We start from the raw sequence: 15,250 nt of genomic DNA on the forward strand, positions 1-15,250 counted from the left end.
GCGCCTCGGGATCAGGCGCCACCGGCCAGCACGATGAAGTCCACGGCGTCGCCCACCGTCTTGAGGTTCCTGGCGTCCTCGTCCGGGATCGGGACGCCGAAGTGCTCCTCCGCGGCGACGATGACCTCGACCATGGACAGGGAGTCCACGTCCAGTTCGTCGGTGAAGGACTTGGCGGGGTCGATGTCCGAGGTCGGGACGCCGACGACCTCGTGCACGATCTCCGCGAGACCGGCCAGAACGTCGTCATACTGAAGAGCCATGTCACGTGCCTTTCGCATTTTTCGGAGCGGTTCGGTCGAGCGGTTCGGTCGAGCGGTTCGGTCAAGCGGTTCGTTGGAGCGGTTCGTTGGAGCGGTTCGGCGCCGCGGGTGCGTACGCGACGCGAGCGGGCTCAGCCGGTCGCGCCGGGGCCGGTGCGTGCGACGGCGGGCGGCGGGGCGTCGGACAGGGAGTCGAACTCCCGGAGCCCGGGGAGCAGTGACGCGCCCGTGACCAGTACACAGAGCAGCGAGGCGAGCAGGACGAAGGAGGGGCCGGGGCCGAGACGTTCGACCAGCGGACCGCCGGCCAGGAAGCCGACCGGGCCCGCCGCGTAGCCGCAGGAGGTCATGATTCCCATGACCCGGCCCCTGGTGCGTTCCGTGGAGCGCAGCTGTGTCGCCAGGTTCATCAGCGGACTGATGGGCCCGTACGCGAAGCCGACGACCACGGCGCCGCACAGCAGCAGCGGATAGGGCGGCAGCCAGGACATGGCGAAGAGTCCCGCCGACCCGGTGAGCATCGTCGCCGTGAAGAGGGCCCGCTTGGGCAGCCGGTGCCCCTGGAATCCGTAGACCAGCGCGCCCACGATGCCGCCGACCGTCATGGTGACGGTGAGCAGGCCGAGCCGCTGGGGGGTGCCCTGTTCGTGGAAGTAGGCGGGCAGGACGATTCCCGAGATCGGCAGATAGATCATGAAGAGCAGACTTCCCAGCAGCCCCACCACGCGGAGCAGCCGGTCGTTCCAGACCGTGCGCAGCCCCTCCGCCGCGCCGCGTCCGACAGCGCGCCAGGAGGATCCGTCGGACAGCTCCGCGACGGGCGCGGAGAATGGAAGCCGCAGCCCCGCCTGGACGAGGGTGGCCAGCAGGGACAGGGCCGCCGCGCCCCAGAGCGGCGCCGTCGCTCCGCCGAAGCCGATCATCAGGCTGGCCAGTCCTGGGCCCGCCATCAAGGCGAAGCCCTTGGCCGACTCGTGGACGCCGTTCGCCTTCTCCAGCCGCCATCCGGCGCGGGCGGCGGCGGTCGGGAGCATGGCCTTGCGCGCGGTGATGCCCGACAGGTCGAAGACCGACCCGAGGATCGCCAGGGCGGCCAGCCACCACAGCGAGAACCCGAAGGCCGCGTCGACCAGCGGTACGGCGGCCACGGAGACCGCGGACAGCAGGTCGGAGCCGACTGCCGTACGGCGGCGGCCGAAGAGATCGACGATGGTCCCGGCGAAAAGGGCGCTCGCCAGCAGCGGCAGCGTGGACGCCGCGGAGACCAGTCCGGCGTCGGAGGGGCTGCCGGTCCGCTCCAGGACCAGCCAGGGCAGGGCGAGGGCCACCATCCCGTTGGCGGACGTGGAGGCCGTGGCCGCCAGCTCCAGGAGGACCAGGGAGGACACCCGGGCCTCGGCCGGACTCCGCGGGCCCGTCATCGCGTCACCGCGCACCGTCGGCCGCCCCCTCGTCGGCGTAGAGGGTGGTCTGCTCGGCGGTGCACGCGACGCGCCCGTCCTCCAGTTCGATGGCGACCGAGACGACGGCCTCCGTGAAGCCCCGCGGGCGGGGGCGCACCGAGAGCAGGCGGACCGAGGCACGGAGCCGGGAGCCCACCGGGACGGGGGCGCGGAACCGTACGCGGTCGACCCGGTGGTTGACGGCCTGGGCGACCCCGCTGACCTCCAGCACCTCCGCGGTGAGGGCGGACAGGAGCGACAGGGTCAGGAACCCGTGTGCGACGGTGGTGCCGAACGGGCCTTCGGCCGCCCGGTCCCGATCGACATGAATCCACTGGTGGTCGTCGGTGGCCTCGGCGAAGAGATCCACCTGGCGCTGGTCGATCGTCCGCCAACCGCTGGCCCCCAACGGGCCGATGTGTCCGCCGAGTTGCCCCAACGTGGGGCGCAGGGGGCTCATCGGACGGCCGGGGCGTGCGCGGGGCGGTCGCCGACCGCGTGAGCCCCGCCGTCGACGTGGACGATCTCCCCCGTGGTGGCCGGGAACAGGTCGGACAGGAGCGCGACGCAGGCGTGGGCCACCGGCTGGAAGTCCCGGGAGTCCCACCCCAGCGGGGCCCGCTCCGACCAGCCTCCGTCGAAGGTGCCGGAGCCGTCCTCCGTCGGGGAGATGCCGCGCGCGGCCAGGGTGCTGAGGGGTCCGGCCGCGACGAGGTTCACCCTGATCCCGCGCTGTCCGAGGTGCGAGGCGAGGTAGCGGGAGCACGACTCCAGGCCGGCCTTGGCCACGCCCATCCAGTCGTAGCCCGACCAGGTGTGGCTGGCGTCGAAGTCGAGGCCCACCACCGAGCCGCCGCGGTCCATCAGCGGCAGCAGCGAGGTGGTGAGCGCCTGCAGGGAGTAGGCGGAGACATGGAAGGCGGTGGCCGCCTCCTCCCAGGTGGTGTCGAGGAACTTGCCGTCCAGCGCGCCGGGCGGGGCGTACGCGACCGAGTGCAGCACCCCGTCCAGGCGCGCGGTGTGCTCGCGGACCCGGTCGGCCAGGGTGCTCAGCTGGTCCCGGTCGGTGACGTCGAGTTCGACCACGGGCGCCGGGCGCGGCAGCCGTCCGGCGATGCGCCGGACCAGGGACAGCCGGCCGAAGCCGGTGAGGACGACCTCGGCGCCCTGCCTCTGCGCCTCACAAGCGACCTGGAAGGCGATCGAGGACTCGGTGATGACACCGGTGATCAGCAGCGTCTTGCCCGTCAGCAGCGCCATCAGTGCCCCATTCCGAGGCCGCCGTCCACCGGGATGACCGCCCCGGTGATGTAGCCCGACTCACGGCTCGTCAGGAACCGGGTGAGAGCGGCGACTTCCTCCGGCCGGCCGAACCGGCGCAGGGGGACCTGTCCGGCGGCCTCCCTGCGCAGCTCCTCGGGGAGGGCGGCGGTCATGTCCGTCTCGATCCAGCCGGGCGCCACGATGTTCACGGTGATGTCCCGGCCGCCCATCTCGCGGGCCAGCGAGCGCCCCAGTCCGATCAACCCGGCTTTGGCGGCGGCGTAGTTGGTCTGGCCGGCCGAGCCGGACAGGCCCGAGGCGGAGGAGATCAGCACGATGCGCCCGTGGCGTCGCCTGATCATGCCGCGCAGGGCCCGGCGGACGACGCGCGCCGTGCCCAGCAGATTGGTCTCCACCACCGCACCGAGGTCCTCGTCGGACATGCCGAGCAGCAGGCCGTCCCGGGTGATCCCGGCGTTGGCCACCAGCACCTCGACCGGGCCCGACTCCTCTTCGACCTGCTTGAACGCCTGCTCCACCTGTGCGGGGTCGGTGATGTCGCAGCGCACCGCGTGGATCTCAGGGGGCGGTGGGGCGTCGCGGTACGTGGCCACCACCGTCTCGCCCGCCTCGGACAGGGCGCGGACGGTGGCGAGGCCGATCCCCCGGTTCCCTCCGCTGACCAGCGTTGTGCGTCCCGGCATGAATGAACTCCCCCGTAATATCGACTCGTCTCGAATATGCGTGCGTGTTCCGCACAATGCTCCGGGACGGTTATTTCTCCGGCAGACGGCGATCGACACGTCGCGCGTGGCAGCGGATGAATGGCATTGAAGATCATCAGTCGCGGGACCCGGATTCACGTCGAACGCCTGTCGCGTTCCACCCGGTGAATTCACGGCTGCGAGGAATCCGATTCGGCGGGCCGCATGGCAGCCCACCCCGTCGGCAATGCAGATGGTGGATCTAAGCAGAGTACCCGAGAAGGTGTCAAGCGGTCCGGGTTTTCTCGACCCGGACTCCGTGGAAGGCAAATGGATCAAGCAGATCATTACTGGCCGGTAGTGTGGACTGAAGCATTCCGCGGAGTTGGTTCGAGGTTTTTGTTGACGGGGCCGGGTAGGACTTCATAGCCTGGCGTCCAGGCAGCCGATCGGGCCGGTGTTTCGCGCCCCCCGGACTGCCAACGGGGATTCATCGGAGGGCAAGGGGAATTTTTCCCACCGGCATGCGTGTGGACGCGCGCTTCATCGCGCACGCCCGCATGCCGGGTGTTTCGACTTGCTTCCGGATTTCGGGGGACCGGCCAGGCCGTCCTCCTGAGTTCTACCTTCCGTTTCCCTGTGCTCGTTCTGGCTCGACATGTACATGCACACGGGAAGGAAGAGTGGCCAGCACATGCCAGCAAAGCTCTTATCCATGGATTCCGTGCGGACCCGGTCCCAGTTGGAGCGCACGGCATTACGCGTGGCGGATGAGCTGCGGGAGCGCGGCGTGCGGCCCGGCGACAGGGTGGTCCTCAAAGCGGGCAACTCCGCCGGATTCGTCGCCGTCCTCCTCGGGCTCATGCACAGGGGGGCGTCCGTCGCCCTGCTCGACCAGCGGCAACGGGCGGAGGAGAGCGGCCGGGCCGCCGCGCAGGCCGGAGCCCGGCTCGCGATCGTCGACGACGACGCGCCTCCCGTCCCCGGGCCGCGCAGGCTCTATGTCTACGAGCTGCTGGCCGCCGCGGCGGAACGCCGGCCCGCGGACGAACGGATCGCCTTCGACGGCTGGGAAGCGCTGCCGGACGCGTTGATCACCTGGTCCTCCGGCTCGACCGGCGAGCCGAAGGGCATCGTGAAGTCCGGCCGGCCGGTCCTGCGGAACGTGCGGCGCACCATCGCGGTCATGGGCTACCGCCCCGATGACGTGCTGCTTCCCCTCCTCCCCTTCTCCCACCAGTACGGGCTGTCCCTCCTGCTGGCCGCCTGGCTGGCCGAGGCGTCCCTGGTGGTCGCCCCCTACCGGCGGCTGGACCGCGCGGTACGGATGGCAGGACAGGCCGGCGTCACCGTCGTCGACGCCACACCTGCCACCCACAGAAGCCTGCTCAACCTGGTCGAACGCCGGCCGGAGCTGGCCCTGGACCTCGGCGGCGTGCGGATGTACTGCACCGGCGGCGCTCCGCTGGACCGGACGGCCGCCGACCGGTTCGCCAAGACGTTCCAGCTGCCCCTGCTCGACGGCTACGGCAGCACGGAGATGGGCAATATCGCCGCCGCGACGCCCCGGAACCCGGTCGGGGCGGGCCGGGTGTTCCCCGGCGTCGAGGTCCTGATCACCGATGACGACGCCGCGCCCCTGCCGCCGGGCGCGATCGGCGAACTCCGCATCCGTACGCCCGACTCGTTCAGCGGCTATCTGGGCCCCGCCGGGGAAGTCGTCCCGGAAAGCCCCGAGTGGTACCGCCCCGGGGACCTCGGCTCGATGGACGGCGCCGGCAATCTCTTCGTCCTGGGGCGCAAGTCGGCCGTGCACCGCATGGGGTACACGCTCTATCCCGACATCATCGAGCGCAAAGCAGCCGAGTGCGGGGCTCCGCTGAAGATCGTTCCGCTGCCCGACGAGCGGTTCGGGAGCCGGCTCGTATTCCTCGTGGAGGATTCCGAGGGGCGTACGCCGCTGTATTGGCGTGAACGCGTCTGCGCGCTCCTTCCATCATATGAACAGCCGAATACGGTCGTGGTGGTCGAGGAATTTCCGCTCGATCACAACGGAAAGACGGATCCGCGCCGCCTGCTGAAACTGGCGGAGGCCGCCGTCGACGAGAGAAACGAAACCGCAGACACCCTTTCCCTGTGACCGGCACGCTCCGTCGAGAGGGTTCTTACCGATGGGATTTCAGGTGGGATCAGAACCGCAGGACCGACGACGCGTGGTCATCACCGGCCACGGGGCGATTACGCCGGTCGGGCTGACGGTGGACGAGTTCTGGGCGTCGCTCGTCGACGGCCGCAGCGGAATCTCGGACATCAAGGGCTTCGACGCGTCCGATCTGCCCGTCCGCATAGGCGCCGAGGTCAAGGAATTCGACCCGGGCGTCTATATGCCGCACAAGGTGTCGCGCCGTATCGACGTCAGCACGCAGTACGGCGTCGCGGCGGCGATGCAGGCGGTCCAGCAGGCGAAGCTGGAGGTCGACGAGGAACTGGCGCCGCGGGTGGGCGTGTACGTCGGCTCCTCGGCCGGACCCGCCACCATGACCTACGACACCACCATCAAGCTGCATGAACGCGGCGCCCGCTCCGTCAGCCCGTTCTTCTTCGCCACCAGCGGTTCCGAGAGTTCGGCCGGGGAGATCGCCCTGTGGCTCGGCGCCTGCGGCCCCTCGGCGAGCCTGACCACCGCCTGCGCCTCGGGCGCCACCTCCATCGGCGAGGCGATGCGGCTGATCCAGTTCGGGGTGGCCGACGTGATGGTGGCCGGGGGCACCGAGGCGCCCGTCACCCGGCTCAACATCGCCGCCGCCGCGGCCTGCCGCGCGCTGTCGCGCCGCAACGACGACCCCGCCCGCGCCTGCCGCCCGTTCGACAAGGACCGGGACGGGTTCGTCATGGGCGCGGGCGCGGGCATCCTGGTCCTGGAGGAGGCCGAGCACGCCCGGCGGCGCGGCGCCCGCGTCCTCGCCGAACTCGTCGGATACGGGGCCACCACCGACGCCTACCACCTCACCGCCCCGCACCCGGAAGGGCTGGGCACCAAGCGGGCCATGCGGATCGCCCTGGAGTCCGGAGGTCTGCGACCCGAGGACGTCGACTACGTCAACGCCCATGGCACGAGCACCGAACTCAACGACAAGAGCGAGATCGCCGCCCTCCGGGACGTGCTCGGCGAGCGCGCCCTCCAGATCCCGATCAGCTCCACCAAGTCCATGACCGGTCACCTGATCTCGGGAACCGGGGCGGTCGAGCTGATCGCGTCGGTGCAGGCGATCCGTCACGGTGTCGTCCCTCCCACGCTCAACTGCGAGGTCCCGGAGGACGCGCGGCTGAACTTCGTGCCGTCCGTGGCCCAGAAGTGGGACACCGACGTCGTGATGAGCAATTCATTCGGATTCGGCGGACACAACGCGGTACTCATCGTCCGCCGCTGGGAACAGGAAGGATCCAGTGCCACACATGCGGCATGAATCTCACGTACAGGAGACCTCGTTCCACGCGGGCGGCAAGGGGTACAACGCCCTGCGGGCGCTCAAGGTGGGCGAGGTGGTCTCCCCGCTGACCGGCAGGATCAGGGTCGGGGCGCCCACGGTGTACAGCGTCCAGGTATCCCGCGACGAACACCTCGACCCCGAGAACCTGCACTTCCTGAACCACTCCTGCGTGCCCAACACCTTCCTCGACACCGAGGCGAGCCATGTGATCGCCATCCGGCCGATCGCCGAGGGCGAACCGCTCAGCTTCTTCTATCCCTCCACCGAATGGGAGATGGGCAACCCCTTCCCCTGCGCGTGCGGCGCCACGGCCTGCCTCGGCACCATCACCGGAGCGTCCGCGCTGCCGGCCGTGGTCCTGGAGGGCTACGCCCTCAACGCCCACATCCGCGAACTGCTCGCGGAACGCGACGCCACCGGCGCGCTCGTCAGGGACTGACCGGATCACCGCACCGCCCGTGTCCCGGCCCCCGCGCCGGGACACGGGCGGTGCCGACCACGGGGGGACCCCATGGCCACTGGCGGAGAACTGCTGGTCTCGGCGCTGCGAGCCAACGGCGTCGAGGTGGTGTTCGGCATACCCGGCACGCACAACCTGGAGATCTACCGGCACCTCGGACCGGACCGGCTCCGCGTCGTCACCCCCCGCCACGAGCAGGGCGCCGGATACGCGGCGGACGGCTACGCCCGGGTCACCGGACGCCCCGGCGTGGTGGTGACCACCAGCGGGCCCGGCCTGCTCAACGCCGCCGCCGCGGCCGGCCAGGCGTACTCCGACTCCGTACCGCTGCTGATCGTCTCGCCCGGTATGCCCCTGGACCACGACCGGGGCTCCGGGCTGCTGCACGAGGTCAAGGACCAGTCGGCGGCGCTGGCCTCGGTCTGCGCGCGCAGCAGACGGGTGCGGACCCTCCCCGAGATGCTGCGCGTCGTGACCGGCATGTTCACGGACTTCGCGCTCGGCAGACCCCGCCCGGTCCATCTGGAAATCCCCTGCGACCTGCTCGCGGCCACCGCCGACCTGACCGTGCCGCCCGCGGTACGGGCGCTGCCCGCCGCTCCCTCGGAAGAAGCGGTACGCGCCGCCGCCGCGACCCTGTCGGAAGCCCGGCGGCCCGCCCTGGTGGCGGGCGGCGGGGCCCGGGGCGCGGCCGCCGAGGTGCAGGCGCTCGCCGAACTCCTCGGAGCGCCCACGGTGACCACCGCCAACGGCAAGGGGGTGCTCCCGGAGGACCATCCGCTCGCGCTCGGCGCCGGGCTGCATCTGCCCGAGGTGCGGGAGTTCCTGCTCGGGGCCGACGCCGTCCTCGCGGTCGGCACCGAACTCGCCGAGACCGACACCTGGGACGCTCCGCTCCGGCTCCGGGGCCCGCTGATCCGGGTGGACCTCGACCCGGACCAGCTGCACCGGCCCGTCGCCGCGCACCCGCTGGCGGGTGACGCGGCGACCGTCCTGGCCGCGCTGCGCCGGGCCGTCGGCCCCCGTACGGCCGCACGGCCGCGGCACACCGGGGCGGCGCGGTCCGCCGTCACCGCGTACGGCGGACGCTGGCGGCCGGTCGTCGGGGCGCTGCGGGCGGCGCTCCCCGAGAACGCCGTGCTCGTCAACGACAGTGCGCGCGTCTGCTACTTCGGGGCGCTGACCGGTTTCTCCGTGGCAGGTCCCGGCCGCTTCCTCTATCCGACGGGCTTCGGCACCCTCGGGTACGCGCTGCCCGCCGCCATCGGCGCGGGCGTCGGCGCGCCCGGACGCCCGGTGGCCGTGCTCACGGGCGACGGCGGGCTCCAGTTCACGGTCAACGAACTGGCGACGGCGGTGGAGACCGGCCTGCCGTTGCCCGTGGTGGTGGTGAACAACGGCGGCTACGGCATGATCCGTCAGGAGATGGCGGAACGGGGCATTCCCCCGGTCGGCGTCGATCTGCGCGGCCCGGACTTTCCGGCGCTGAGCCGGGCCTACGGCGGCGCCGGGACGCACGCCACCAGCCCCGCCGAACTGCGGGACGCCGTCGAGCGGGCCCTCACCGTCCCCGGGCCCACCGTCATCGAGGTCCCCGAACCGCCCGGCTGACCCGTCATGCCCGTCGGCCCGTCCAGCCTTCCGCCCGACCGCTCCGGAGGAGCCGTGAACCGAACCCCTCATCTTCAGCTGACCTGGTCCGACGAGCAGACCGGCGCACAGGGCTACCTCGTGATCGACCGGCTGCTGCGCGGCGTCGCCAGCGGCGGCCTGCGGATGCGCCCCGGCTGCACCCTCGCCGAAGTCGGCGAGCTGGCCAGGACCATGACGCTCAAGGAGTCGCTGGTCCACCAGCCCGGTGACCGGTATCTGCCCTTCGGCGGGGCGAAGGGAGGCATCGACTTCGACCCGTCGAGCCCGGACGCGCCAGGCGTCCTGACCCGGTTCCTCGGCGCGGTCAGCCCGCTCATCCACACGTACTGGGCGGTCGGGGAGGACCTGGGCACCCGGCAGGAGGCCATCGACGCGGCGGTGGCGGCCGCCGGGCTGCGCTCCTGTGTCGAACCGGCGCTCCGCCATGTGCCCGACGGCCCGGCGGCGGGGCTGCGCCGGATCGACGACGCCTTCGCCGTCCGGGTCGACGGGCTCGGCCTGGGCGACACGGTCGGAGGCTACGGCGTGGCCCAGGCCGTGCTGGCCACCTTGGCGGAGACCGACGAGGAGCCGGTGGGGCTCACCGCCGTGGTGCAGGGCTTCGGCTCGATGGGCGGCTCCGCGGCGCGCTATCTGGCCCGCGCGGGCCTGCGCGTCGTCGGGGTCGTCGACCGGGACGGGGTGGTGGCCGACCCGGACGGGCTGGACGTGGAGACGCTGCTGGCCCACCGCAGCCCCGAGGGCCTGGTCGACCGGGACCGGCTGCCTTCCGGCGCACGGCCGCTGCCGCGCGGGGAGTGGCTGTCGGTGGCGTCCGACGTCCTGGTCACCGCCGCCGCCTCCTACGCCGTGGACGACGCCAACGAGGGCGACGTGCGCTGCGGGTATCTCGTCGAGGCCGCCAACGTCTCCGTACTGCCCTCGGCCGAGAAGGCCCTGCTGGAGCGCGGGGTGATCGTGGTTCCGGACTTCCTCGCCAACTTCGCGGCCAACAGCTGGTGGTGGTGGACGCTCTTCGGGGACATCGGCGCGGACGCGGGCGAGGCCCTCGCGAAGATCGACAAGACCATGTGGCGGCTCGTGCAGGACGTCTTCGCCGAGGTCCGCGCGACCGGTCTGAGCCCCCGGGAGGTGGCGACCCGCCTCGCGGAGCGCCATCACGCCCGCTTCCGGGGCCTGCCCGGCTGAGCGGTCACGCTCCGGTCCGCCGCGGCCCGGCCCCCGCGACGCGGTGCGGCCGGGCGGCGGGGACCCGCCCGCCGGGCCAGCCGCCGTACCCCGAAGGCCGCCGCGTGTACGCCGAGGATGCCCAGCGGGAACAGCATCGCTGCGGCCACCGTGGTACGGGCGTCGGCCTCCCCGAGCACACCGCCGCGCCTCAGTTCGCGCCAGGCCCAGAGCGAGAACGGGGCGACCACCAGCGGGGCGGTGACCACGCCGGGCGTGTACCTGCCCAGGCCGGCGCTCTGGGCGACGTGGGAGACCGCGTGCAGTCCGAATCCGGCCAGCACGGTCTGGAAGAACGGCGATCTGCCACCGGTCCTCGCCCCGTCGGCCGAGGCCGCGCCGACCACCAGCCCCATCAGGCCGATGGCGGTGGCCGCGTGCCCGGGGGTCACGGTCATCGCGGACCACACCGACTCCGGAACCCGCGGGTGGCTCTCCCGTAACCGGTCCACCTGGGCCGCGGCCCAGCCCGGCAGGGTGGCCAGCTCCTCCAGGTCGTGCACCGCGAAGGCGGCCAGCAGCCCCCAGGTCACCGCCGGGGACACGCCCCCGGATTCCGCTCCACGCTCAGACATCCCGCTCCCGAAGGTCCGCCGTCTCCCCGGCCGGACCGTCCGTCGCGGCCGACACCGTGCCCAGGGATCCGTTCACCGTAAGTTCCTGCCCGTCCGACACCGCGGAGAGCACGCCCGGCACGCCGACCACCGCCGGAATGCCGTACTCCCGGGCCACCACCGCGCCGTGCGAGTTGACCCCGCCGGTCTCCAGCACCACGCCGCCCGCCGTCAGGAACAGCGGGGTCCACCCCGGGTCCGTCGAGGGCGCGACCAGGATGTCGCCGGGCCGCAGGACCGCGCCCACCGGGTCGTACACCACCCGGGCCGGTCCGGTGACGGAGCCCGCCGAGGCGGCCGCGCCCACGAGCGTGCCGTCGGCCGCCGGTGCCAGGGTCGGCTCCGTGCCGTCGGAGAGCAGCACCCGGGGCACATGGCGGCGCAGGCTCTCCCGGGCGAACTCCTCGCGCCGCGGCCCGATCAGGTCGCGTACGTCGGTGCCCGCCAGCGCCCGCGCGATCTCCGGCAGTTCGAGGAAGCAGATGTCGTCCGCCGTGTCGAGCCGCCCGTCGGAGGCCAGCTCCCCGCCGATCAGGAGCAGTTCGCGCCGGGCCTGGGCCATCAGCAGGACGGAGTGGAACTTGGTGACCTCGCGCAGCCCCAGCAGCTCCCGGGCGCACCGGATGCCGAGGCGGACCACGGCCGCGGACAGCCTGCCGTGCTTCCTGGCCCTGGCGACGAGTTCCGCCGCCGTCCGCTCGGCCAGCTCCGCGCCGTCGCTGAACTGCTTCTCGGGAGAGACGGACTCAGGCGTCAGCGACAGGTAGCCGGCGAGGACTCCGAAGAGATGGGCCGGGTCGTCCGTCCACCGCGGCGCGCCGATGTCGATCTCGGCCACCGCCCGGTGGCCGAACGCGTCGAGGAAGTCCCCCAGCCCCTGCTGGAGTACGGCGGGCAGGGCGCCGTCCCGGTAGGCGCGCAGCAGTTCGGCCGCGGTGGAATCCCGCAGGAGACCGGCGGCCTCCGGCTGCCGCCTGACCCGGTCGGCGAGCTGCCACAGGCCGAGGTCCATCTCGGTGGTCACGTTGTGGGGGAGGCCGCGCAGCAGCGCCAGACCCTCCTCCTCCGAGACGTCGTCCCCCAGCCGCTTCAGGGCGATCCCGAGGGCCGCGCCGCCGACGGCGGGGACGGGCACCATGCGCGGGAAGAGCGAGGGGACGCCTTCCAGCAGGAGGCGCCGTACGGTCTCCAGGCGCTGCCGGGGCGAGACGGCGTCCGGGGTCACGAAGCGCTCCGCGTGCCGGGCGCCGACCCGGGCGACCCGGGCGCGGGCCGCGGCGGGGCGGAGCACGGCCTCGGCCACCCGCAGCGGCACCCCGGCGCGCACGGCGATCCGGCCGAGCCGTCTGACCAGTCCGGCCTTGGAGGTGCTGGTCGGCGCGAAGCGGGGGTCGGCGAAGAGTTCGTCGACGAGTTTCGCGGTCTGGTTGTCGACCATCTTGAGCAGCCCCGGCAGCGCGGCCCGGCCGCCCGCCCCGCGCAGCGCGGTGGTGATGTCCAGGAACATGCGGTTGCCGGACTCGGCGTAGGCGCTGGGGCCCGCGTACGGGTCGGGGACGGGCAGTCCGGCGAGCCGTGCCATGCCGGAGGCGACCAGCCGCAGGCCGGACAGTCCCAGCGGGGTCAGCGGTCCCTGGATGCCCTGCCAGACCATGCTGTAGCAGAAGTACGCCCGGATCTCCTCGTCCCCCCGGGCGTTGGTCACGGGCAGCGGGTAGAGCGTGGTGACGGGACGGGACTGGGTGAGCCAGAACCGCCCGTCGACGTCGAGCGTCCACTCGACGTCCTGCGGGCAGCCGAAGAGCCGCTCGACGTCCCGGCCGAGGGCGGCCAGGGCGCGCAGTTCGTCCTCGTCGAGACAGGCACGGCCCGCCGGTCCCGCTGCGGCGTGTTCCGTACCGCCGCCCGGCAGCGGCCGGATCGCGAACCGCTGCTCGCCGAGCCTGCGTTCGACCACCTCGTCGGTGTCGGTGTCGACGGTGAAGTGGTCGGGGTTGACCGCGCCGGAGACCACGGCCTCGCCCAGTCCGGGGGCGGCGTCGACGGTCACCCAGTGGCGGCGCCCCGAGACCGGGTCGGCGGTGAACATCACCCCGGCCGACCGGGCGCCCGCCATCCGCTGGACGACGACGGCCAGCCGTACGCCGCGGCCGTCGATGCCGTTCGTGGCACGGTAGGTGACCGCCCGGTCCGTCCACAGGGACGCCCAGCAGCGGCGTACGGCGTCGAGGACCGCCTCCTCGCCCACCACGTTGAGGAAGGTGTCCTGCTGCCCGGCGAAGCTCGCCGACGGCAGGTCCTCGGCGGTCGCGGACGAGCGCACCGCCACGGGGACGTCGTCCCCCAGCTTCCGGTACGCGGCCGTCACGGCCTCGGCGACCTCGTCCGGGACCGGGGCGCCGAGTACGGCCGCCCGGAGCCGCCCGGCGAGTCCGGCGAGCGCGGCGGTGTCGGCCGCCGGTACGCCGGAGAGCTTGTCGGCCAGTACGGCGAAGCGGGCTTCCCCGGTCACCCGGCGGTAGGCCTCGGTGGTGACGCACACGCCGTCCGGCACCCGCAGGCCCGCGGCGATCAGCACCCCCAGGTTGGCGGCCTTCCCGCCGACGAGCGCCGACGTGCCGGGGCCGATCCGGTCCAGCGCGACGACCAGGGGCGGCCGGGCGTCGACCGGGAGTGCGCCGCGGGCCCCGTGTACCTCAGTCATGATCCTCTGTGCCTTCCGTCGCGCCAGGGAGTCACACCAGTGCAGCGGCCGGGCCCGGAGCGGTCATCGTGGTCGCCCCGCAGGAATTTCCGTACCCCCGTGCGCGGGGCCCTCGCCGGTCTCCGGCGACTCGTCCCCGAACCGCCGCAGCGCCTCGGGCAGCTGGCTCCTGCCGCGGATGCCGAGCTTGCGGTACACGCTCGTCAGATGCGCCTCCACCGTCCGGCGGGCGAGATACAGGCGCGCGGCGATCTCCTGGTTGGTGGCGCCGTTCGCGGCCAGCCGGGCCACGCGCCACTCCGCGGGAGCCAGCGGCCCCGGGTCACCGGGCCGGGTGACCCGGGGCCGGCCGCCGACCACCAGCAGCTCTTCGCGGATCTGCCCGGCCAGCCGGTCCGCCTCGTACTGCCCGGCCAGCCGGTACGCCTCGGTCAGCGCGTCCCGGGCCGCGTCGTGGTCGCGCCGGGACCGGTGCAGTCCGCCCCGGGCCAGCAGGGTACGGGCCGACTCCAGCGGGAAGCGCCGGTCCGCCAGCAGGGACAACGCCTCCGCCACGTCCGCCAGGCCCGGTTCGCCGCCGCGCAGCACACCGCGGCGGCGCAGGGCGACGGCCAGGGCGCGCGGCGCTCCCCAGGCGCGGGCCAGCCGGACCTCCTCGTCGGCGAGCGGACGGGCTTCGTCGGTCCTGCCGAGGCGGACCAGGGCCAGCGCGGCCGCCGACCGCCAGGGCGACATCGCCGGGTTGAGGCAGCCGATGGCGGTCAGCCGCCGACCGGCCTCCAGCAGGTCCGCCAGGCCCCCGCCGACGTCGCCCTCGACCACGCGCAGCCGCCCCCGGCCCGCGAGGGCGAGGTCCGCGACCCACAGCCGGGGGGACGCCCCGCCCGGGTCGCCCGCGAGCGGCCCGAAGGCGAGCCCCGGCTCCCTTCCGCACTCCTCGGCCAGGCGCATGGCGACGATGGAGGGCCCGGCCGACCACACGTCCCAGGGGCGCTCGCGGGCCAGGCCGACGGCGGTGGCGGTGAGCCCGCGGGCCTCGGCCAGCCGGCCCGCGTTCACCTCGGCGAGGGCGTGTAGCCACAGCGCCGTGTAGCGCGGCAGGGGCGCGTGCCACCGCTCCGCTTCCGCCGCGGCCCGCTCGAACACCCGCGCCGCGGCGGTCAGGTCGTCCGCCCACAGCAGGATCGACCCGATGGCCAGCCAGCCCATGCTGCTCTCGTCGGTCGGTTCCGGCCCGCTGGACAGCGCGTCGTGGATGCCGTCGACCAGTTCGCCGGAGGTGCCGCAGGCGAACGCCACCGCGAGCGCCCGCGAGGCCCGGGAGAGCCGCACGGCACGGGCGGGCAGCAGCGACGCCCGCCGCCCCGGTCCGCCGGTCCAGTCGCCCCCGCCCCCGCCGTCGCCCTCGCCGTCGCCCTCGCCGTCGCCC

General features: G+C 73.2%; 13 protein-coding genes. 5 read left to right on the top strand and 8 right to left on the bottom strand.

What is annotated here, in order from left to right; genetic code table 11:
* Nucleotides 1-11 precede the first annotated feature (11 nt).
* The 5 genes from DVH02_RS18925 to fabG form a co-directional block, all read right to left on the bottom strand.
* On the bottom strand, nt 12-263 hold the full coding sequence (locus tag DVH02_RS18925; protein ID WP_114624995.1) for an acyl carrier protein: 252 nt from the start codon (nt 261-263) through the stop codon (nt 12-14).
* Nucleotides 264-394: 131 nt separating this feature from the next.
* Nucleotides 395-1,684, bottom strand: a complete 1,290-nt coding sequence (locus tag DVH02_RS18930) for an MFS transporter (protein WP_147286083.1) — start codon at nt 1,682-1,684, stop codon at nt 395-397.
* A gap of 4 nt (nt 1,685-1,688) precedes the next feature.
* Entirely contained in the window at nt 1,689-2,114 is a 426-nt protein-coding gene (locus tag DVH02_RS18935; RefSeq protein WP_325051381.1) for a MaoC family dehydratase, read from the bottom strand.
* A 47-nt stretch (nt 2,115-2,161) separates the two neighbouring features.
* Nucleotides 2,162-2,968, bottom strand: a complete 807-nt coding sequence (gene fabI, locus DVH02_RS18940; RefSeq protein WP_114624998.1) for an enoyl-ACP reductase FabI — start codon at nt 2,966-2,968, stop codon at nt 2,162-2,164.
* Entirely contained in the window at nt 2,965-3,672 is a 708-nt protein-coding gene (gene fabG, locus DVH02_RS18945; protein WP_114624999.1) for a 3-oxoacyl-ACP reductase FabG, read from the bottom strand. Before fabG ends, fabI begins: the two co-directional genes overlap by 4 nt.
* A gap of 715 nt (nt 3,673-4,387) precedes the next feature.
* On the opposite strand from fabG, the gene DVH02_RS18950 reads away from it, so the two are divergent.
* The 5 genes from DVH02_RS18950 to DVH02_RS18970 all read left to right on the top strand — a co-directional run bounded on the left by DVH02_RS18950 (nt 4,388) and on the right by DVH02_RS18970 (nt 10,464).
* The gene (locus DVH02_RS18950) at nt 4,388-5,812 is read left to right on the top strand and encodes a class I adenylate-forming enzyme family protein (protein ID WP_233518315.1); all 1,425 of its coding nucleotides are present in this window, start codon (nt 4,388-4,390) and stop codon (nt 5,810-5,812) included.
* A 73-nt stretch (nt 5,813-5,885) separates the two neighbouring features.
* The gene (gene fabF / locus DVH02_RS18955; RefSeq protein ID WP_233518316.1) at nt 5,886-7,139 is read left to right on the top strand and encodes a beta-ketoacyl-ACP synthase II; all 1,254 of its coding nucleotides are present in this window, start codon (nt 5,886-5,888) and stop codon (nt 7,137-7,139) included.
* Nucleotides 7,129-7,602, top strand: a complete 474-nt coding sequence (locus tag DVH02_RS18960; RefSeq protein ID WP_114625002.1) for an SET domain-containing protein-lysine N-methyltransferase — start codon at nt 7,129-7,131, stop codon at nt 7,600-7,602. The genes fabF and DVH02_RS18960 overlap by 11 nt, the downstream gene beginning before the upstream one ends.
* Before the next feature lie 72 nt (nt 7,603-7,674).
* Nucleotides 7,675-9,234, top strand: a complete 1,560-nt coding sequence (locus DVH02_RS18965; RefSeq protein ID WP_114625003.1) for a 5-guanidino-2-oxopentanoate decarboxylase — start codon at nt 7,675-7,677, stop codon at nt 9,232-9,234.
* A 54-nt stretch (nt 9,235-9,288) separates the two neighbouring features.
* On the top strand, nt 9,289-10,464 hold the full coding sequence (locus tag DVH02_RS18970) for a Glu/Leu/Phe/Val dehydrogenase dimerization domain-containing protein (RefSeq protein WP_233518317.1): 1,176 nt from the start codon (nt 9,289-9,291) through the stop codon (nt 10,462-10,464).
* On the opposite strand, the gene DVH02_RS18975 is transcribed toward DVH02_RS18970, so the two are convergent.
* The 3 genes from DVH02_RS18975 to DVH02_RS18985 all read right to left on the bottom strand — a co-directional run.
* Entirely contained in the window at nt 10,434-11,078 is a 645-nt protein-coding gene (locus DVH02_RS18975; RefSeq protein WP_233518318.1) for an HXXEE domain-containing protein, read from the bottom strand. The genes DVH02_RS18970 and DVH02_RS18975 overlap by 31 nt on opposite strands.
* A complete protein-coding gene (locus tag DVH02_RS18980; RefSeq protein ID WP_114625005.1) occupies nt 11,071-13,821 on the bottom strand; it encodes a PEP/pyruvate-binding domain-containing protein in 2,751 nt (916 codons plus the stop codon). The genes DVH02_RS18975 and DVH02_RS18980 overlap by 8 nt, the downstream gene beginning before the upstream one ends.
* Before the next feature lie 63 nt (nt 13,822-13,884).
* Nucleotides 13,885-15,250: helix-turn-helix transcriptional regulator (locus DVH02_RS18985; protein ID WP_147286084.1), on the bottom strand; the 1,366-nt coding region annotated here is incomplete at its 5' end.

Origin of the sequence: Streptomyces corynorhini, assembly GCF_003346515.1 — a bacterium.
GTDB classification, from domain to species: Bacteria; Actinomycetota; Actinomycetes; order Streptomycetales; family Streptomycetaceae; genus Streptomyces; species Streptomyces corynorhini.

Excerpts from the sequence above, each read along its gene's own strand:
- fabG (WP_114624999.1), bottom strand. The coding sequence starts at position 3,672 with ATGCCGGGACGCACAACGCTGGTCAGCGGAGGGAACCGGGGGATCGGC.
- DVH02_RS18925 (WP_114624995.1), bottom strand. The coding sequence starts at position 263 with ATGGCTCTTCAGTATGACGACGTTCTGGCCGGTCTCGCGGAGATCGTG.
- DVH02_RS18980 (WP_114625005.1), bottom strand. The coding sequence starts at position 13,821 with ATGACTGAGGTACACGGGGCCCGCGGCGCACTCCCGGTCGACGCCCGG.
- DVH02_RS18950 (WP_233518315.1), top strand. The coding sequence starts at position 4,388 with ATGGATTCCGTGCGGACCCGGTCCCAGTTGGAGCGCACGGCATTACGC.
- DVH02_RS18965 (WP_114625003.1), top strand. The coding sequence starts at position 7,675 with ATGGCCACTGGCGGAGAACTGCTGGTCTCGGCGCTGCGAGCCAACGGC.
- DVH02_RS18930 (WP_147286083.1), bottom strand. The coding sequence starts at position 1,684 with ATGACGGGCCCGCGGAGTCCGGCCGAGGCCCGGGTGTCCTCCCTGGTC.
- DVH02_RS18960 (WP_114625002.1), top strand. The coding sequence starts at position 7,129 with ATGCGGCATGAATCTCACGTACAGGAGACCTCGTTCCACGCGGGCGGC.
- DVH02_RS18975 (WP_233518318.1), bottom strand. The coding sequence starts at position 11,078 with ATGTCTGAGCGTGGAGCGGAATCCGGGGGCGTGTCCCCGGCGGTGACC.